Here is a 20,060-nt window from a genome sequence, read left to right as displayed (position 1 = left end):
GCACAAACCCGCATCGCAATACTCCGATTGCAAAGCTCGCTCAGACGCTTGCCTTTTTTTGAGAAACAAGGATCAGCCCGTGGGGCCGTTCCTTACGCTTGCAACCACCGCGTCAGCTCCTGGAGTTCATTGGTCCGGGAACAACGCGGCCTGCACCCGGCTCAGTAGGTCCTGACCTGGAACGACAGATTGGCCTCCAGGGTCTTGGCCTCGCGGGTACGCAGTTCGGCAACCGGCACCACCGGCTGGATCTCCACTTGCAGCGACAGCACCGACCCCGTCGCCGGCAGGCCACCACTGACCGGAATGATCATGTCCCCCGGCACCACGTTGATCGTTGAGCTGTAGGCACCTGGCGCCGCGCCTGGCGACTTGACCTGGGCCAGGTCGACGCTGCGGCCGTCGAGCAGGGCATTGCTCAAGGCCACGCGGGTCTGCCCCTGCTGGGCGAACTTGAAGTCCGCCCCAAGCTGTTCGCCCCGCAGCACCAGCAGCAACTTCGAGGGCTGCGGGCAACTGGCGTTGAGGCTGATCATCCTATTGCCCAGGTCATGCAGGTTGCCGGCATTCAGAGCGACGTTGGAATTGGGCGGAATGACCTGCCCGAAGTCCATCTGCGACTGGCTCAGGTTGATCCGGCAGTCATCGGCCAAGGCCTGTTCACTGGATAACGCGGCACCGATCAACAGTGCGCCAAGAGCAACGGCTCTCAGGTTGAACATGGAAGTTTTCATATTCGTTCCTCGCCCCGGCATGGGGTCGACAGTCAGCCAGCCGTGCAAGTGGCCTTGGCTGTTTCGAAATACACGTCCAGATCCGGTTCTTCCGGGAGGCTGAAATTGAGCGCGCAAGACGTGCTCTCGGTGGTGTGGATGCTCAAGGCCTCACTCAACTGCCCATTGGTCAGGAACACCTTGCCGTCATCCACCACCGTGGTGACGAAGTTGCCCTTGGCATCGAACACGGCCAGGCCTTTAGCCATGGGCTTACCGGCAGCATCGGTGACCCGCAGCAAGGCGCGGCGCGACTTGACCACCGAGAAATCCAGCTTCTGCACCGAACCGCGGCCGGCCGACACCGCCTTGAAACCGTTCTGGATATCGACGTTGCGCGGCAGGCTCTTGGTCTCGATCTCCACCCGGGTGTTCTGGTAGGCATTGAGCTGCGGGATCACCGCATTGCCCCAGGGGTCGGTCCAGACCGGGCCGCTCGGGGTGGTCAGCTTGACCCCACCGACATCGCCGACCTTGGCCACGCCGAAGGTGTCGCTCAAGGCATAGGGCGACAGGGTCACGCCGTTCTCATGCACCGCCACGCCGCCGCGCAACTGGCCGCTGTAGCTGGTGCTGTCGGCGCCGTTGCGCGCATAACCGAGGTTGACCTGGGCGTAACGCGGCATCAGGTTGAGGTTGCCGGAGAAGTCCTGCTCCTTGCGCTCGGTGTCGCGCTCGGCACTCAGGCGATAGGTGGCGAAATCGTTGCTGTTGTCATCGTAGGTGGTGCCAAAACGGGTGCTGCCGTCGCGCTTGTTGGCGTAGGCCCGCACGTTGCGCTTGCCGCCCAGGGGCACGCTGACCGTCAGGTACATGGCATTGCCGTTGTCGCTGGAGGAGCGCCGGCCACGGAAAAATTCATCCTGATCACGATTGTTGTTCAGCGAGCGCTCGACGTTCAGGCTGACCGTCGCGTGCTTGAAGGTTTTTACCCAGGACGCATTCAGGTGGCGGGTGTTGCGTCCATCGAAAGTGGTCCCGGTCGAGTAGCTGGTGACCAAGGCCCCCAGCACATCATCGTTCCAGCCCAGGGAAACACCGTACTGACTCTCGGTCAGGCCATCGGTATAACCCGGGGTCTGCTCGCGGGTGGTGTCGAGCAGTTCGCGATAACCCGCGGTCTGGCGAGTGGCGTTGACCCCGGCGCTGATCTTCGGGGTCAGGCTGGTGTTCAGCGAGATGCTCGCCTGGGTGCCGCTCTTGCCCTCCTCGCCGGCATTAGAAAAGGTGTTCTGCACACTCATCCAGGTAGTCGGCGTCAGGCTCGAATCCAGGGTCCAGGCCGCGCCACGATAGTCGTTGTCGCTGAGCATCAGCCCGGTCGACAGCTTGTTGTTCGGGTTCAACAGCCAGCCGCCGGTGCCGGTCACCACCATCGGCGACTGCATGTCCCGGGTATCGAAGGTGCGCACCTTACCGGCGGCCACCGAATAACCCGGCTCGCTGAGCGAGACCTGGGCCAGGGACGCCGCAGGAATGGTAAAGCTGCGCTCGGAGCCGTCGGCTTCGATGACTCGTACATCCAGGTCGGTGCGGCCGTTCAACAGCTGCACGTTCTGCAGGCTGAAGGGCCCGGCCGGCACCAGGCTGGTGTGGATCAGCGCGCCGGCCTGGCGCACCTCCACCCGCGCCGCACTCTGGGCAATGCCCTCGACGGTCGCACCGCCCAGCCCGCGACCTTGCAACGCCGCTTCCGGGATCACCTGCACACCAGTGATCGCCGCGCCCTGGAATACCGAGTTGCTGATATTGATCTGCCCCGCCTGCAGGGTCGATTTCAGCGGCACGAAGGTTTTCTGCGCGTAGGTGTAGAGCGACTGGAAGTTGCTCACCTCGTTCTGCATCGAGTACGCCTGGCGGCTGCGGACAATCCAGTCACCGGCGTTGAAACCCAACTCGGTATTGGCCCCGTAGTAGCTGCTCTTGCCGCCGGAGAACTGGTTGTTCTGCCCCAGCACTTCATAGTTGAACAGCCCGGCGGTGCCACCGCCCTGATAGATGCCCAGGTCTTCGTCGACCGGGCGCAGGGCGTCGCTGCTGACCAGCAGGGCCACTTCCTCGCGGTTCGGGCGCAGCTGCACTTCGGTCTGTGGGTAGGCCGCCGCAAAGTCATAACAAGCGGCGCCCGCCTTGCCCAGCCGGAACTCGTCCCCGGGCACCCGCAGGTTGGCCTGGTCCAGCAGCGCCTGGTCGAAACACAACGCGCCCTCGGCATCGAACAGGGCTTCAACGCTGCCGCGCGGGCTGCCGTTGACCTGCAAGTCGACCCGACGGCGCCCCTCGGAAAAACGCGGGGCCTGGCTGAAGAACTCCGCCACCTTCGGGTCGAGGCCACGGCTTTTCAGCATGCCCAGGTCGAACGAGGCCGGAGCCGGTGCATCCTTGGGTGCCGCGCTGCCCGTCGAGGCAGCCTTGGCTTCCTGTGCGCCACAGGCGATCAGGCCGGCGATCATCACCAGCAAGGGCTTGACCCGGAAGGCTGGCATGGGCGCAGGGAAGTTCCGCGTATTCCCTCGGCGGGAATACGCCATCGTCGGTCGGATAATCATGGGCACACCACTTGAAAGGTCGGAAACGGGATCACTGCTTCTTCAGTGGCGCATCGAAAGGCTGGGTGGCGAAGCCGTAGGTGGTGACCGGGTAGATCCGCACCTTGGCATCAGCACCCAGGGTGGTGCCGGCGGGCAGTTCGAAGTGCTGGGTCTGCCCCGGCAGGATGTAAGTGGCAGGCAGCTCCAGCTTGAGGTCGGCCGGCATCACGCTGAAGGCCTGGTTGAGGCGCACCACGTAGCGGCTGTCGTTCTTCACCGTCAGGTCGCGGCCGTTGAGGCTCCACTCCAGCACCGTCCAGGGGTCCTGCTTCTTCGGCAGATCCCCGGGGCTGATCAGCACCGGCAGGTTCTGCCGTACCGTCACGCCGATCTTCGCCTTGGCGCCAGGGTCAGCCTGCGGAATGCCCTCGAAGCTCACGCGCTTGAGACGTTGGGTGGTGATCGGCTGGTCCGACTGGACGATAAAACGCACCAGCTGTTTTTCCCCAGCCTCGACCCGGGCCACGGGCGGGCTGACCACCACGAGGCTCTCCTCGTCCCCTGGCAGGTTTTCCAGCGAGGTGTAGAGCAACATGGCTTTGTCATCGCTGTTGGTCACATTCATGGTGCCTTCGCCATCGGCCACATTGACCAGTACCACGGTGGACTCGGGCACCATGCCAGCCGCCTGGGACAGGCTGCTGAAAGTGGCCAGCATGGCAGCCGAGAGAAAGAGCAGTTTGGTCTTATCGAAAATATTAAACATGGTTAACTCCAGTAAATTAAAGGCGCACTTACCCCTTAGGGTCCAAGAGATAGAATTAAGAAAAAAAGACAAGCAAAGAAAAAACAAAAGTTCATATTGCGCTCCAAGCGGAGCGCAATATAAATATCCTATTACAGGTAGTGGACAGTCATGGTGGAAAGACCATCAAGCGTCACTTCGGTGCTCATATCCAGACTCTGGGTTGGTGCAATCGTTGCCGTCACACGAAGCGCTCCAGCATATGTCGAGAAAGCGCCCGGAACCAATGTGCCAACAGGGGCATACGAATACTGGCGAATGCCATTATTAGCGACTGTTGCAGTGGTGGCGAGAAACCAAGTTTCAGTATTGGAGTTTCTCTGAACTACAGTTACAGGATTACCATCCGCAGTGGTACCAGCAACAATATTTTCAATCATATAGTTACCGATATTATCGCCACTATGTGTGCCCAGACCAAAATAGTTAATGGCCGCCAGAGCCCCTGGTATTGCTGTACCTGAGCGAGTATCACTCCAGCTTGTGGAGATCGGAAGAGGGCCATTACAAGTAATGCTATAGTTGATCGTCCGTGGGGCCAGAGTAGTAGACGCCGTTGGATTCAAAGACGTATTAGGAATAACGCCATAGTCAACAACTGCGCCACCGGCAAACACCGGAGTACAGGCACTTGGCGCAATACTACCGATAACACGAAGGTCCGCAGTATTCGCAAACACGCTGCTGGCACCCAGCAACAATACAGAGCCCAACATCATTTTTTTGGGAAAGTTCATTGCATTTACCTATTAATAAAATATTAGATCAAAGACAGGTAGTGAGCCCAAGGTCATTCAGATCGTTAGCTTGTTCCCTATTACCTGCGAACTAGAATAAGCAAGAGACAAGCGTGGGAGTACACGAACCAGCCCAAGTCTCTGTAGGAAATTTCCGACGGACCGGAGGGGCACAGAATAACGTCCGGAGCATGGCGTTATAGACAAAGCACAATACATTGCGCGCCATTCTCCACGGCCTTGTATCAAGGAGGACTTTGAATAATGGAAGGATCAAGACGCTTGGCCATTGCGGCCCAGTCACTGTAACTATTAGAAGAACCGGGCTTATGCCCGGTTCTCCACTTCATCGGGTCTCGACGGCCCCGCTGTAATTGTCCAACGCGATCGCCAGCGCGGACATTTCTTCTCTCAGAGCGTTGCCAGCCCGCCGCAGGGCATGCTCATCACTCTTCGCTTCACAAGCCGACTCCAGCTGCTCGCACGCCAGGATCAAGCGTCGCGCCTTGACGATGCGCGCGCCGCCCTTGACCTTGTGCGCCAGGTCCGCGAGTTCCTGCCAGTCCTGGGTGGCGCAGTCTTCGACCAGCCGGGCCATGTCCTGCTGGTTGCTGAGGGCCAGGTCGTTCAACAGCTCTCGCATGGCCGCCTGATCGCCGCGCACCAGTTTTTCCAGGGAGGCGAAGTCGATGTCGTCGGCCTGCGCCGAAGTCGCCTGCTCTGCCGGCGACTCCACCACAGCCGCTTCGAAGCGGTCCAGGCGCTGCTTGAGCGCTTCCAGGCTGATGGGCTTGAACAGGCAATCGTCCATGCCCGCTTCCAGGCAACGGGTCTTTTCATCCGGCTGCGCGTTGGCGGTAAAGCCGATGATCAGGCTGCGGGCCAGCCCGCGATCCGCTTCCTCGGCGCGGATCGCGCGAGACAAGGCATAGCCGTTCATGATCGGCATATTGCAGTCGGTGATGACCACGTCGAAACGCTGCTTGCGCCAGGCGCGCAAGCCATGGGCGCCGTCCTGGGCCTCGACCATTTCGTGGCCGAGGTAGCCCAGCTGCTTGGACAGCAACATGCGGTTGGCCGGGTAGTCGTCGACCACCAGGATCTTCAGGGGCCGCTGCTGCGTTTCTTCAACCTCGGCGCGTTGTTCAGGGGGCAAGGGTTCGAGGACCGGCACCTGCAGCAGCACTTCGACCTGGGTGCCCTGCCCCAGCACGCTGCTCAGTTGCAGTTGCCCGCCCATCATTTCGCACAGGGTGCGGCTGATGGCCAGGCCCAGGCCCGAGCCACTGCGGCCGGACTGGTTGTTGTTGCTGGCCTGGGTGAAGGGACTGAACAGGCGCTGCTGGTCTTCGCTGGAGATGCCCTGGCCCGTGTCTTCCACCCGCAGGCGGATCGACAGCGGCTCGCCAGGGGTATCGGCCAGCACCTCCAGGAGCAGGCGTACCTCGCCTTCGGCGGTGAACTTGATGGCGTTGCTGACCAGGTTGGAAATGACCTGCTTGAAGCGCAGCGGATCGATCGACACCTCGCAATCGGCGCGGGCATCCAGCGCCAGCTCCAGCCTCAGGTGTTTCTGCTCCGCCAGGCCCTCGAAGATCCGCGCCACCGACCGGACCAGTTCCCGGAGGTTGGCCCGGCCCGGGGTCAGCGACAGTTTGCCGGACTCGATCCGCGCGATGTCGAGGATGTCGCCGATCAGGTCCAGCAGGCCGTGGGCGGCCCCCGACGCGACCTCGATGGCAAAGCGGTCGAGCACACCCTGGTCGGATTTTTTCAGGGCCAGTTCGAGCATGCCGATCACCGCGTTCAGCGGCGTGCGGATTTCATGGCTCATGGTCGCCAGGAAGGTGGTCTTGGCCCGGTTGGCTTCCTGGACCATGCCCAGCAGTTGCTCGCGCTCGCTGACATCGATCCAGCCGGCGATCATGCCGGCGATGGCGCCTTCGCTGTCCTTGTACGGCAGCATCCAGTGGTAGATCGTCAGCCGCTGCCCATCCGCCCGTACCAGCGAGCGATCCTGGATTTTCGCCACGCCGTCGCGCAGCACCTGCTGGTACTCCGCATGAAAGGCCGCGGCTTCGGCGCTGTCGGCAAAGCCTTTGTCGGCGACGCGTTTACCCTGCACCTCCTCGTGGCTCAGGCCCAGGACTTCGAGGTAACTGGAATTGCAGATCAGCATGCGCCCCTCGAGGTCACGCACGTAGATCGGATGCGGCGTGCCGTCGATCAGCGCGCGCTTGAACTCCAGCTGGTTGTTCAGCGCCCGCTCGGCCACTTCGCGCCGGTGGATCAGCCGGCGCAGGTAGGCGATCCAGAGAAACGCCAGCAGCAGCAAGACACCGGCGATAAAGAAACCCTGGACGATCGCGCCACGGTTGCGCAGCCAGAAGGTGTCGTCGATCACCACTTCACTGCGCCAGCGATTGGTGATCTCGGCCATTTCTTCCGGCGAGATGCTCAGCAGGGCTTTTTCCAGGATGGCGTACAGCTCCAGGTCGCCACGGTTGGTGACGAAGGCGAACCGCGCGGGTTCGATGCCCACGGTGCTGGTGATGTGCAGGCGGTCCCGATACTGCCGGGAAATCATGTAGCGGGCGCTGAGCAGGGAGTTGGCGCCGGCATCGACCTCGCCCTTGGCGACCATCGCCATGACCTGGGCGGCGTTGTCCGCATGGACTATCTGGATTTGCGGAAAGTGGCTGGCGATGTAGTCGGTGAGGAACATGCCGCGAATGATCGCCAGGCGTTTGCCGGCCATCTCGTCCAGGGTCGCCGGGCTGCCGGGTTCGCCGCGGTTGATCAATACATAGGGCGTCGACAGGTAAGGCCGGGTGAAGCGCATCTGCCCTTCGCGCTCGGCACTCGGGGTCAGGGCGGCCAGCAGGTCGACCTTGCCGACATGCAGGTTGTCGATCTGCCGGGCCATGGAGGTGCCGCGTACCACGTCGAACTTCAGGCCGGTGCGCAGGCTGACCTTGGCCAGCACGTCGGCGCTGACGCCGCGCAGGGCGCCCTTCTTGTCGAAGAACGACAGCGGCAGGAAGTTCTCCATTGCCGCCACCGTGACCCGCGGGTGCTGTTCCAGCCAGCGTTGTTCCTTGGGCGTGAGGTGCAGGCGATTCTGCCCCGGGATATTCATCTCGGAGGAACCCCAGCGGCGCAGGATGGCCATGCGCTCGCCGATGGGAATCGCCGCGATGGCGGCGTTGGTGATGCCCAGCAGCCGGGTGTTGCTGGCGGACAAGGCAAAGGCAAAACGGCTGCCCTCCAGCCGCGAGAAGTCGGTGAGCTGGACGTTGTTCAGGTAGTTCATGCCGATCAGGTAGTTGGCACTGATCGCATCGCCGAGGTAGGCGTCGGCCTTGCCGAAGGCCACGGCGCCGATGGCGCTCAGCGTCGAAGGGTAAAGCTGCAACTCCGCGTCGGGATAGGCGCGACTGACGCTCTGCGGCGGCAGGTAGTGATACAGCATGGCGATCTTCTTCCCCGCCATATCCGCGACCAATGCAGCACCGCCATCGTTGCGGGTGACGATCATCGGTTGGTCGTCGGCATAGGCGGCCGACATCACCAGCTCGGGGTCGGTCTCTTCAAAGCCGTTGGCGGTGCCCAGCAAGTCGACTTCACCGGCTTTCAAGGCGCGGATCAGCTCCGCCCGGGAATTGAAGCGGCGCACCTCTACCTGGACATGCAGCAGCTGGGCCAGCAGCCCCATGTAGTCGGCGGTCAGGCCTTCGTAATCGCGACCGTTGCCGGTGACGTCGAAGGGCGGGTAATCCGGCGCCGACACCCCGAGGTACAGGGTTGCCTTTTTGCGCAGCCAGCTCCAGTCCGCCTCGGCCAGCTCGACCTGGTGCTCGCCCAGCGTGGAACGCCCGAGTAATTGCAGGGCCTCGGGTTCATCGGACGCCTGGGCCACCTCCCATACCGGCGACAGCAGCACAAGCAGGACCAGGCACAAGCGCAGTGGACTGTTCATCAGATCAGGTTGTTACGTTTGGCCAGATCCGACAGATGCACCAGGGAGCTGACATTGAGCTTCTCGATCAGCCGGGCCTTGTAGGTGCTGATGGTCTTGTTGCTGAGCAGCATGTCGTCGCCGATCTGCTTGTTGCTCAGGCCTTTGGCAAGCTGCTGGAGGATCGACAGTTCCCTGTCGGACAGGCTCTCGATCAAGGCCTGCTCCGAGGCATCCACATCCGTTCGGCGGACCGAGTTGAGGGTCAGGTCCGGGAAGAAGGTGTAGCCGGACTTGATGGCGTTGATGGCCTTCACCAGTTCGTCCAGGTCATCGGCCTTGGACACGTAGCCGGCGGCCCCGGCGCGCATGCAGCGCATGGAAAAGAACACCGGGGACAGGGAGGTCAGCACCAGCACCTTCACCGGCAGCTTCAACGCCGAGATGCGGCTGAGGGCATCCAGGCCGTCGACACCGGGCATGGAGATATCCAGCAGCACCAGGTTCGGCTGATGTTCACGGGTCAGCTGGACGGCCGAGGCGCCGTTGTCGGTCTCCGCCACGATCTCGTACTGCTCTTGCTTGAGGATCATTCTTACGGTCGAACGAATGAACGGGTGATCGTCCACAATCACGGCTTTCAGCATAGGAGCCTCTGGAAAAAGGAGTAACGGAACTGAGTCAGGAAGAGATCACGGCGGTATACAGAAAATGCCGGGTACCGGTCTACGGTTTTTAGCATATCCGAGCTTTTGCAACGCGATGCGCAATGTGTTTTTCCTGGCGCGAAACGCTGGCTAATTCTCTTCCTGCCCAGCGATGAATGGAGCCTGGAGCCACGTTAGCAGCTCATGGGACGACATTGGCTGGGCATAGTAAAAACCTTGTCCCAGTTCACACCCCATGTTGATCAGCGCATGGCATTCCTGCTGCTTGCTGACCCCTTCGATCACCAGCGCCATGTTCAGCGCGCGGGCCAACGCCACGGTGCTGGCGATCACCGCCTTGCTGCGCGGCTCGTGGATGCTGCGGACAAACTCGCCGTCCAGCTTGATCTCGGTGAAGGGCAACTGGCAGAGCAGCTTCAGCGAGGAAAAGCCGACGGCAAAATCGTCGATCGACAGCCCGCAGCCCATCACGCGCAAGCGCAACAGGCTTTCCTGGGTCCGCGGCTGGATCTCCAGCAGGCCGTTCTCCGCCAGCTCGAAGGTCAGGTCCGCGGCAGATACCCCATGACGCTTCAACGCCTGGCGGATATGGTCGGTCAGCCCCGGATCCTGCAATTGCGAAGCATGCAGGTTGAACGACATTTCCAGCGGTCGCCGATCGCGCTGCAACATGCCCAGCAGGCTCAGGCCCTGCTCCAGCAACTGCTTGAACATCTCGTCGATCAGGTCGTAGGCCAGCACGGCGGCGAGGAAGTCCCTGGGCAGCAGCAAGCCCTTCGACGGGTGTTGCCAGCGCGCCAGGACCTCGGCCCCGGCCACCTGGCCATTGGCCAAAAAGAACTTGGGCTGGAAGAACGCCCGGAACTCGCCCAGGGCCAGGCCGCGGCGAATGTCTTCTTCGTTGGGCAAGGTCGTGGCTGGCGAAGGCGTCGAGGCCGTGACCAGGCATTGGCGCTGGTAACGCTGGAGGATCTTTTGCAGGGCCTTGGCCTGGATCGGCGTGCTCAGGGTGCCCAGCAGTTCAAGGCCGGAAAACGACGCCATCTGCTCGATGGCCCGGCGCAACTGCGGTTGGAAATCACAGTAGAGAATCACCGCCCGGACCATCGACAGCTGGCCCGCGCAGTTGAGAAAGTCCAGGCAGTCCATGCCCTTGTGCGCCAGGTCACACAGGGCGACATCCACCCTGCCCTGCCTCTGCATCAAGGCCAACGCCTGCTCGCCACTGCTGGCCTGCACAATATCGAAAACCCCCAGTTGCTGTAGCGCAGCGACCACCGCGCTGCGCTGAACCGAGTGCTTTTCCAAAACCAGAATACGCAGTGAGATCATCGTTCGTTTGCCACGACCAGGGAGCCAGGGAGAGGCATTTTGCGGGCTGACGGCGGAGTGATGAGCAGGGGCGTTCCCAGAGGTTTGTAGGAAATTTCCCAAGCTCGGGTGTCACGACTTGGGCCGGTAATACTCGGCCATGAAATCGACGAATGCCCGGACCTTGGCGGGCAGGTTCCGGGCATGGGGGTACAGCGCATAGTAATGGCGCACGCCGAGGGTGAACTCGGGAAGAATCCGCACCAGCCGTCCGGCCAGCAGGTCGTCCTGCACGGTGGCCAAGGTAAAGGCCGCAATACCCCCGCCGGCCAAGGCACAGGCGTGCAGCGCGGTGATGGTATCGGTGTGAAAACTACTGTCGGCAGTCACGGCAACCGGCTCACCCTTTTCACTCTCCAGCGACCACTGCGTGGCCGAGGCAAAGGTCAGCAGCCGATGCTCGCTGAGTTCGGCGACGCTGCGTGGCAGGCCGCACCTGAAGACGTAAGCCGATGACGCGACCATCACCATGGGCGAGACCGTGAGCAAGCGCGCGACCAGGCTGCTGTCGGCCAAGGGACCGCAGATGCGGATGGCCACATCGAAGCCATCGGCCACCAGATCGACAAAGGGGTCCGAGCAGGACAGATCGACCTGGATATCCGGATACCGCTGCTGGAATGCCGGCAACCAATGGGCCAGTTCCAGGGTACCGACCACCAGCGGTGCGCTGATGCGCAGCAGCCCGGAGGGGCGTTCCTGCTCCAGAGCGACAGCCTGGGACGCGGCATCGACGCGATCCAGGATGTCCACGCAGGCCGTGTAATAACGCTCGCCCGCCGCGGTGAGGCTCATGCGCCGGGTATTGCGATTGATCAGACGCACGCCGAGCGTGGACTCCAGTTGCTGCAAATGTCGCGACACCGAGGAGTGAGTGGTATCCAGCCGCTCGGCAGCGGCTGAAAACCCCTGGGCTTCGACGATGCAGCGGAACACACGCATGGCGAGCATCTGATTCATATCGACTTAACGCACCGGCAATTTGAGGATCTGGGCAGTGGTCATCACGTCACCGAAGGTGTCCTCGACCTCGGCCAGCGCGGCCTTGTGCAAGGCGTCCTTGTCGACCTTGTCACCGTTGACCCGGGTGATGTCGCGAGTGGCCGATGCATCGGAGGCGACTATGACCTTGTAGCCCAGGGGCGCGGCGTCACGAGCGGCACCGGCGACACAGGCGTGGGTCATGAGGCCGGAGATGATCAGGTTCTCGATGCCGGCGCTCTTCAGGCGCTTTTCCAGATCGGTACTGGCGAAAACGCTGACGGTGCTTTTCTGCACAACCGTGTCCTTGGCCCGCGGCTGCATGTCCGGGTGGAACTTCACGGTTTCGCCATCGATGGCGAACACCGCGGAACCGGCCGGTGCAACGTGCTGGACGTGATAGACCGGCATGTTATGGCTGTCAGCGAACTTGATCAGCTCACGGGTATTGGCCAAGGCCTTGGCACCATCGGGGATCGGCATCCGGCCAGTGAAATACTCGTTCTGGAAGTCGATCACCAACAGCGCGGACTTGCCGGCTGGCAACTCGCTGACCGGCATGGCGCCCGACATGGCGCGAATGGTCGGATGGCCTTCAGCCAGGGCGCCGGTACTGGCAACAATGCCGGAAAATGCACAAGCGGCGAGGAAACGACGGGTAAAACGTTGCATGGGTATTTCCTTCTTCGGTTGAGTGAATGAGGAAATGCTAGGGAAATACCTCAAGCTCGAACACAGTGTAGGTAGCACAGAATCTGTGCTGTTTTCGCACAAATTGGGGGTGTTCAGCAATCTGCAATCTGCGGTGCTCGCCGCTCAGTGAATGGCTGCCGACTGTGACAACTCATAGTTTTTTTCGCGAGCAAGCTCGCTCCTACAGGGGGGGCATGGGCACCAGGATAATCATCCCTCCCCATACTGTAGGAGCGGCCGGTCGACGCTCGATTGCCCTCGAAGCAATCTAACAGCCACCGCGATCCTTGAAGCTAAACAACACCCAGCGTGACCACCGCGCAAGCCCCGTCATGATTACTGCACTATCTTTTCCGACCCTGATATTTTTGGTAATGCTCATGGCGATGTATCGCGATTTTCTTAGGCGCCATGAGTCCCAAACGAACATGCTTGCCCTGAATATCCATCACGCTGACCATTATCTCCTCACCGAGTTTGAACGTCTCACCTGGCTTGCAACTAAGCAACAGCATTTTCATTCCTTATCTAGATCGAAAAAATACATGAAAAAAATAATGTGATACAGCAACTTCGCACTTAAATGAGGTCGTTCTTCATGTGGTGTATTTCATTAGATCGCCGCTACTGGAGTGAATGCAGTCATTCAAATTTCCGGTCTGCGATCCGGGTGCTCTGCGTCATAGCCTTGTTTGGGGTGGGCGGGTAGAGGATGGTCTTTCATCAGATTAGGAAATCGCAAATTAGGATTGGCATCTAGCTCTTTCAACAGTTTTGCATACAACTCATGAAGCTTTGCATCGGGACGGTAGCCAAAATCATATAATGGGTCCACTTGCAGATCGAACGCCCCTTGTAGAGCACTTAAGCCAGTGAAGCTGCCTAGTGATGCGGCACGTTGATAATAGAATAGAGATCTTGGTTTGTTTTCTTTAGCGGTGTCATAAAAGCTTGCGGTTTTCTCTATGGCATCGGGATTGTCCTGAGCCCCCGCACATAGGTAATAGCGCTCAGCCATATCATCGTCCTGCTTATCCCTAGGGAGAGCAAAGGCGAAGTATTGACCAATTTGAACTTGTGCCAAAGGACTACCCAATTGCGCCGCCTGGAACAGATAGGAACTGGCCATCCGGTCTGACTTCAATACGCCTCGTCCATTTTCGACAGTCACGGCCCAGTTGTAATAACCCAACGGTACTTTGAGTTTGACCATACGTTCATAAAGATCGAGCATCTTGCTGGTATCTTGCTCTACCCCTGGCTGTCCTGGCCATCCTGTACGATAGAGTCCCGCCAGGTTATGCATCGCCTTCCAATGATCTTTAGCGATGGCTTTTTCATAGAGTCCAACGATGGTTCGCCAGTCTTTCACTCCACGCACTTTCTCTAGAGCGCGAGCCTGTTGAAACCAACCATCTGCCTCGGCATCCAGCGGTGGGTTGTGGTCTTTTTCGTAGGCACAGGTAAAGGTTGGATAGGCCATAACCGGAGTGCCATTGAATACACCGCACATGCCGACAGCACAAAAAGCCATTGTTTTAATCAATTGCCCTGGTATGCACCGACGTTTTTCTTGGCAAATAAGATAACTCATATCTCTGGCCTGCGATCTGGGTGCTCTGCATCAAAGCCTTGCTTGGGATGGGGGGGTAGTGGGTGATCCTTCATCAAATTAGGGAAGCGCAAATTAGGATTAGCATCTAGTTGCTTCGACAAGTTGGCATATAACTCATGAAGCTTTGGGTCTGGCTGATATCCAAAGTTATATATCGGTCTTGGCGCAGCGTCGAAAGCCCCTTCTAAATTACTTAGCCCTGTGGAGCTACCCAACGATGCGGCACGTTGATAATAGAACAGTGCTCGAGGCTTATTTTTTTTTGATATCTCATAGAATGCAGCCGTTTCGACAATTGCATCCGGCGAGTCTTGAGCACCAGCACATCGAAAATAGGGCTCGGCCATTTGATCGTCCTGTTTGTCTCGTGGCAACGCGAATGACAAGTAATTTCCGATTTGAACTTGTGCCAAAGGACTACCCAATTGTGCCGCTTGAAACATATATGAACTGGCCATCCGGTCTGACTTCAAAACGCCTTGCCCGTTCTCGACAACCACGGCCCAGTTGTAATAACCCAACGGCACCTTGAGTTTGACCATGCGTTCATAAAGATCGAGCATCTTGCTGGTGTCTTGTTCAACACCTGGTTGTCCTGGCCAACCCGTGCGATAGAGTCCCGCCAGGTTATGCATCGCCTTCCAGTGATTTTTGGCGATGGCTTTTTCGTAGAGCCCGACGATAGTTCGCCAGTCTTTGACACCACGCACTTTCTCTAGAGCGCGAGCCTGTTGAAACCAACCATCTGCCTCGGCATCCAGTGGTGGGTTGTGGTCTTTTTCGTAGGCACAGGTAAAGGTTGGATAGGCCATGGCCGAAACTCCACTCAATAACAATAAAGAAGTAATGGCACAAAAAGAGAGGGCTTTAATCAATGGCTTTGGCATAAGGCGTCTCCACATCCCAGAAACGAGTCAAGTGGGCAATTAACGGTTCATTTTTGTTTTTATTTTTCCAGTTTTTATCCATTACTTCATTCCATGTTTTGAAGTTTTTAGCCGCATTACAACGTTTTTGGTCATCATCAAATGACTTACCTGCATGCAACTTCCACAACTCCTCCCGCCAATGCTTGGCCAGCTCGGCATCCGGCGCAGCGAGGCCTAATTCAGAGTCGGTATGCAGGCTGCGGGCGTTGATATTCGCGGAGCTGAGCAAGCTGAAGACGTCGTCCACCACCAACAATTTGGAGTGCACGTAGATATCCCGGAAGTAGGCCTGTTGCCCCTCGGATAAAGTGCTTCCGGGTTCCGGCGTGCAGGCAGTCAGGGTGGCGATGACGACTTTGAGACCGGGTATGTCCTTGAGGGTGTAGGGTTTGGGATCTTCGCTGTCATTCGATTTTGGCTTGCCGAGTTCAGGAATATCTTTTGCCTTGAGACCGCCCAGGCGCTGTTCGACCTCAGGGGTAACGCCCTTTTTTTCCAGCTCGGTGATCTCGCGTTTGAGTATCTCGGCTCGGTTGAGTTGAGCGCGCTGCACGTAGGGGTCGGTGTGTGGGTTGGCCTCCAGATACGCCAACTGGCTGCGCTTTCGCAGCATATCTTCCGTCAGCGTACGCTGGGCCTGGGGCATCAGTTGCTCCTGCCCGAGTTCCTGCAAGGTGGCGTAGGTGGTGCTGGAAAAACCCCTTTTGTTTGGGTTGTTGGTGACTACGAACACGTACAAGTCCTTGTCTCTGCCTTTGGCGATATAAGCGGCCGCCAGCTCGCGTAACTGTTTGGCAAACGCCGGGTAGCGGAAGTACTGGTTTTCAAAATAGGCGTAGTTGCGCACGTTGCCTAACGCTTTGTGGTAGAGCTCCAGGATCGAGGTTTCCGCCCCTTCTTGCGGCTGGGTGCGGCAAATCTGTGCCATGGTCGAGCCAGCGGCTTTGAAATTGTCTGGCTTGATAGCCTCGCGCTGATCGCGCAGGCCATCGGTAAACCATTTCTTGATCCAAAAGGTTTCCCGATCCCAGGCAGTGCTGAAGTTGTGGTTCAGGTCATGCAGCACAGGCCCTTGCACTTTCATCGACAAGTCCTGCCATGGGCCGAAGCCCGGGCTGCGCCGGGCGGCTTTGTCGTCATACAGGTGCGCGCTGGTATCCCAGTAATTGCGATGCATGTTGTGCCCCATGACGAAGCCGACCGCATTCGCGGTGTCTTCATAGTCCACCAGCACCATCTTCTGGTGGTGGCTGGCAAAGAACGTCAGCGCCAGCATGTGCGCAAAGTTGACGTCGGGCGCTTCGCCTTTTATCAGTCGATAGAGCGTCGCCAGACGCCCCTTTTCCCTGGCCATTTGAGGTCCGCGCATGATCGCGTTGAGCGGAACTTCGGTGGAGAAATCGCGGGTGCGAAACTCGACGTTCTGCATCCGCCCATCGTGCAGGCGGTTAAACCACTCCCGGGTGTACTGCTCATCCTGGGGGGAATATTTGGGCCCACCCGAGCCTTTGAGCGTGTTGTAGCCGCCCTCCCCATTCAGCTGAGCTTCGATGTCAGCCAGCATGGCCTGCAACTCACGTTCACGCGCGGGATTGGGCGGCTGAGGGCGCTTGCCTGCACCGTCAACCTGCCGTTGAGCCGCATACAACTTGGCCAGTTCATCCTGATAATAAGTGCGCTGAAACTCCAACGTCTGACGGTACTTGAGGTCCTTATCGGAGGCTGCGCTTGCTCGGGCCACGCCCGATCCCATTGCGGTGCCTCCCGAACCCGCGAGGCCATCACCGATGATGGTGTTTTCAACAAAGTTGGCCAGCGGGTTTTTCCAGATCAACACACGCGTCTTGACGCCGTGTCGACCTTGAACATCCAGCAGTTCACCGATTCGATCACTGTCGGGCTTGAAACGCATCGCTGGGTCAAATCCCCAACTGATGATTTCGATGCTCTTTTGCGCGCCCCGAATGGCATCGTATACAGCGCCGAATGCGTGCTCACCGTTGATCAGCGGGGTGACTTGTATACCGGCTCGCGGCGGGTAAAGCGCTTTTCTGGCGAACCAGTCCATGGTCAAGGCCGTGGACTGGTGGGCTTTAGGCGTTAGCTGAATAACTTCCTTGCTGTAGTCCGTTGTCATTCGATGGCTTCCTGCACTCAATGGCTCTTCGGCTTGCTTGCCGGATTCAAGGTAGCGGCGCGGTAATCATCTGTTGAACCCAAGGGTTCGAGCTGATCGGCCTGGGCGTGATAGTCGCGATAACCTTGGCGTGCCAGTTGCTGATTGGGTGAACCGGATTGGCTGCTGTCTTCTTTGGGCTCAATCTCGAAGCGATGACCATTCACCAGTTCTACCGCATAGGCTTGAGTGCCAGGGACGTGCTCGAATGTGATCACGCCATCGGCCCCGGTCAGGCCCTCCTGAATAGCCGCGCCATCGGCAAACAGGGTATACGGCTCATCCTCATATCCTGGAAGTCCCGGTAACGGGCTCACGATCGCGCTCAGTTTGTGTATGACATCCGGGGCGGGTTGCGAGACCGCAGGTTCCAGAAGCTCGCCCGCGTTGTCCCTGTCAGCGGGTAGCGGAGTGATGGGTAATAACGCCGCATTCTCGGTACCTTGGCCCGGCGCCCCTCCCGAATTGATCCTCACCTGTGGCCCCACCACGGTAACGCCACCAGCATCCAACTTGATAAAGCTGCCTCCCGCTTTCAGCGTGAGCTCTGCTCCGGCTTCGAGCACCATTTTTTGTCCAGCCTTGAGATGGATTTCCTGACCGGCCTGAATCAGTTGAGCCGTGCCGAGTTTGATGTGCTGGTCCTGGCCAACAATTAAATGATCGTCGGCTTTGACTTCGACTTTGCGGTCGGCGTGGGTGGTGCGGTGTTCTTCGGCCTTGAGTTCGGTGTAGGTGTTCTTCTCCACCGTGTCGTGGCGTTCGTGGCCGATGCGGATTTTCTGGTCGTGTTCGATGTTCTCGTCCCAGTCGCGCTGGGCGTGGATAAAGATCTGCTCGGCGCCTTTTTTGTCTTCGATGCGCAGTTCGTTGCAGCCACCGCCGCCTGGAGAACTGAGGGTCTTGAAGGTGCTGCGAGTCTTGTTGGCGGGCAAGTCATAGGGGACCTGGTTTTCCTTGTGATACAGGCAGCCGGTGATCAGCGGCTGGTCGGGGTCGCCCTCAAGAAAAGTCACCAGCACTTCCATGCCAACGCGAGGAATGGCAATGCCGCCGTAGTGAGCACCGGCCCAGCCGGAAGAGACGCGTGACCAACAGCTGGTCTTATCATCGCTCTGCCCCTCGCGGTCCCAATGGAATTGCACCTTGACCCGACCGTACTGGTCGCAGTGGATTTCTTCGCCTTGGGGGCCGGTGACTTTGGCCGTTTGGCTACCCAGCACGCGAGGCTTCGGATGCTTCAGGGGTGGACGGTAGAAAACATCCCACGGTGTGGCGAGGAAGCGATTGCGGTAGCCCTGGTGGAAGCCGTCCTTGTTGTCACGGGAGGCGTCGGCGGTGTCGCTGGTCACCGACTCTTCCAGCACCTGCGGCTGCTTGCCTTCGTGGACGATATGGGTCAGCAGCCACAGGTCGTTCCACTCGCTGCGCGGGTGCTCGGACAGTTCCAGGAAATGGCCGCTGACCAGGCGTGTCTGGTCGCCCCAGCCTTCGGCCTGCTGGTAGTCGGCGCGGTGGCGTTCGAGGGCGCGCTGGCTGAGGAATTTGCCGCGCGCACGGTCGGTGAAGCGGCCCGGGTAGTCGTAGTCTTCCAGGTCCGGCTCTTCGCTTGCAGCCTCGGGTTTATAGGCCGCTTCCAGTTGCAGGCGCGGCTTCTCGAAGTCGTAGTCGCGGCGGGTGGTGCGGCGGGTGCGGGTTTCCAGGCGCAGGTTAAAGCCCTTGATCACTGGCTCATCGGCGACCATGCCGCTGCCCTGGATATAGGCGATGGGCTGGCCAAGTTTGGGGAACACCGTCTGGTCGTCACCGAATACCAGCAGATGACCTTCCGGGCTGTGCTGGAAGTGGTAATGCAGGCCTTCCTCTTCGCACAGGCGCTGGATGAAGTGCAGGTCGGTTTCGTCGTACTGCACGCAGTAGTCGCGGTCCGGGCACGGCGTGCCGAGCTGGAACTGGTAGGCGTTGCCCTGGATGCCGTGCTCTTCGAGGATCAGGGCGATGATCTTCGGCGCCGACAGCTGCTGGTAGATGCGCTGGTTGGTGCGGTGTTCGAGGTAGGCCAGCTGCGGCACCAGCGACACCTTGTAGCGGGTCAGGCGCTTGCCGGCATCGCCCTGGGCCACGCGGTAGATCTGGCCGTGGATGCCACTGCCCTCGCCGTTCAAAGCAGCCGGGTCGAAGGCCAGGAACGCCTGCTTGTGCAGCAGCGTTTCCAGGTCCAGGTCGGGGTTCTCGCTGACCAGTTCCAGATCGAAACGGAACGGCTGGCTGACGCCTTCGGTCCCCTTGAAAGAGACTACTTGCAAGTCGCTTTGGACGCCTTCAATGCTCAGGCTGAAGTGAGTTTCATTGGCTCTGTTGAACATCCTTTGTTCCTTTGGACTGCGACATAGCGAGCGAGCTCTGGTGCGCGGACTTGATGTCAGCGCAACTCGTTTTTGGCCTGGTCACATCCAGATTCGGCCAAGCTGAACAGCCGAGCCAGGCTAGCAAGCCACCCACGGCATTGATCTAGGAAACGTCCTAAACCTCCTGGAAAGAATTGGAAGAAGACGTCAGTTTTTTCAGCTAATGACTGGCCCACCATCCAGTGTCTGAATGCTCGCCTCGCTGCTGCTGAGCGATGGTGTGGCGTTGCTGGATGTTGCCCAGGGCAAGGCGATGCTAGGGCCGTCCCTAAGCGCTTGAGCCTCCCCTCCCGCCGTCCTCTGCGGCAGCCTGTTGCAGGCGCTAAAAAAGCCCCTGGATCTTTTGATTCGGGGCTTTGCTATGAGGGGCGTTCAGGGGTGGCGCGTTATCGTTAACGTTCATCGCGGGCAAGCC

The 20,060-nt window shown here is 59.3% G+C and carries 14 protein-coding genes; all 14 read right to left on the bottom strand.

Going from position 1 to position 20,060, the window contains the following annotated elements:
• Positions 1 to 161: 161 nt before the first annotated feature.
• The gene (locus tag PVZ78_RS06090) at positions 162 to 734 is read right to left on the bottom strand and encodes a hypothetical protein (RefSeq protein ID WP_273828373.1); all 573 of its coding nucleotides are present in this window, start codon (positions 732 to 734) and stop codon (positions 162 to 164) included.
• Positions 735 to 766: 32 nt separating this feature from the next.
• Positions 767 to 3,259 carry a fimbrial biogenesis usher protein gene (locus tag PVZ78_RS06085; RefSeq protein WP_273828372.1) on the bottom strand — a complete coding sequence of 831 codons (2,493 nt, stop codon included), beginning with the start codon at positions 3,257 to 3,259 and terminating at the stop codon, positions 767 to 769.
• A 94-nt stretch (positions 3,260 to 3,353) separates the two neighbouring features.
• On the bottom strand, positions 3,354 to 4,070 hold the full coding sequence (locus tag PVZ78_RS06080) for a fimbria/pilus chaperone family protein (protein ID WP_273828371.1): 717 nt from the start codon (positions 4,068 to 4,070) through the stop codon (positions 3,354 to 3,356).
• Positions 4,071 to 4,201: 131 nt separating this feature from the next.
• Positions 4,202 to 4,846, bottom strand: coding sequence for a DUF1120 domain-containing protein (locus PVZ78_RS06075; RefSeq protein WP_273828370.1), 645 nt, complete (start codon positions 4,844 to 4,846; stop codon positions 4,202 to 4,204).
• A gap of 346 nt (positions 4,847 to 5,192) precedes the next feature.
• Positions 5,193 to 8,825, bottom strand: a complete 3,633-nt coding sequence (locus PVZ78_RS06070; RefSeq protein ID WP_273828369.1) for a transporter substrate-binding domain-containing protein — start codon at positions 8,823 to 8,825, stop codon at positions 5,193 to 5,195.
• A complete protein-coding gene (locus PVZ78_RS06065) occupies positions 8,825 to 9,451 on the bottom strand; it encodes a response regulator transcription factor (protein WP_096375006.1) in 627 nt (208 codons plus the stop codon). Before PVZ78_RS06065 ends, PVZ78_RS06070 begins: the two co-directional genes overlap by 1 nt.
• A 150-nt stretch (positions 9,452 to 9,601) precedes the next feature.
• Positions 9,602 to 10,804 (bottom strand): EAL domain-containing response regulator, encoded by a 1,203-nt coding sequence (locus tag PVZ78_RS06060; protein WP_273828368.1) that lies wholly within the window; start codon positions 10,802 to 10,804, stop codon positions 9,602 to 9,604.
• Between the two features lie 111 nt (positions 10,805 to 10,915).
• Positions 10,916 to 11,803, bottom strand: coding sequence for a LysR family transcriptional regulator (locus tag PVZ78_RS06055; RefSeq protein WP_273828367.1), 888 nt, complete (start codon positions 11,801 to 11,803; stop codon positions 10,916 to 10,918).
• A 6-nt stretch (positions 11,804 to 11,809) separates the two neighbouring features.
• Positions 11,810 to 12,496, bottom strand: a complete 687-nt coding sequence (locus PVZ78_RS06050; RefSeq protein ID WP_273828366.1) for a cysteine hydrolase family protein — start codon at positions 12,494 to 12,496, stop codon at positions 11,810 to 11,812.
• Positions 12,497 to 12,861: 365 nt separating this feature from the next.
• Positions 12,862 to 13,032 (bottom strand): carbon storage regulator, encoded by a 171-nt coding sequence (locus PVZ78_RS31735; RefSeq protein WP_443218349.1) that lies wholly within the window; start codon positions 13,030 to 13,032, stop codon positions 12,862 to 12,864.
• Between the two features lie 131 nt (positions 13,033 to 13,163).
• Entirely contained in the window at positions 13,164 to 14,111 is a 948-nt protein-coding gene (locus PVZ78_RS06045) for a tetratricopeptide repeat protein (protein ID WP_371923052.1), read from the bottom strand.
• Positions 14,108 to 15,019, bottom strand: a complete 912-nt coding sequence (locus PVZ78_RS06040; RefSeq protein ID WP_110175190.1) for a tetratricopeptide repeat protein — start codon at positions 15,017 to 15,019, stop codon at positions 14,108 to 14,110. The genes PVZ78_RS06045 and PVZ78_RS06040 overlap by 4 nt, the downstream gene beginning before the upstream one ends.
• Positions 15,000 to 17,198: a phospholipase D-like domain-containing protein gene (locus PVZ78_RS06035; RefSeq protein ID WP_273828365.1), complete on the bottom strand. Its 2,199-nt coding sequence runs from the start codon at positions 17,196 to 17,198 to the stop codon at positions 15,000 to 15,002. Before PVZ78_RS06035 ends, PVZ78_RS06040 begins: the two co-directional genes overlap by 20 nt.
• A gap of 17 nt (positions 17,199 to 17,215) precedes the next feature.
• Complete coding sequence (gene tssI / locus PVZ78_RS06030) at positions 17,216 to 19,603, bottom strand: type VI secretion system Vgr family protein (protein ID WP_273828364.1); 2,388 nt, start codon at positions 19,601 to 19,603, stop codon at positions 17,216 to 17,218.
• Positions 19,604 to 20,060 lie beyond the last annotated feature (457 nt).

It is taken from the genome of Pseudomonas sp. SBT1-2, assembly GCF_028640875.1.
GTDB lineage: Bacteria > Pseudomonadota > Gammaproteobacteria > Pseudomonadales > Pseudomonadaceae > Aquipseudomonas > Aquipseudomonas chlororaphis_I.
The sequence above is the reverse complement of the archived record's forward strand: the minus strand, read 5'-3'. Positions and strand labels throughout refer to the sequence as shown.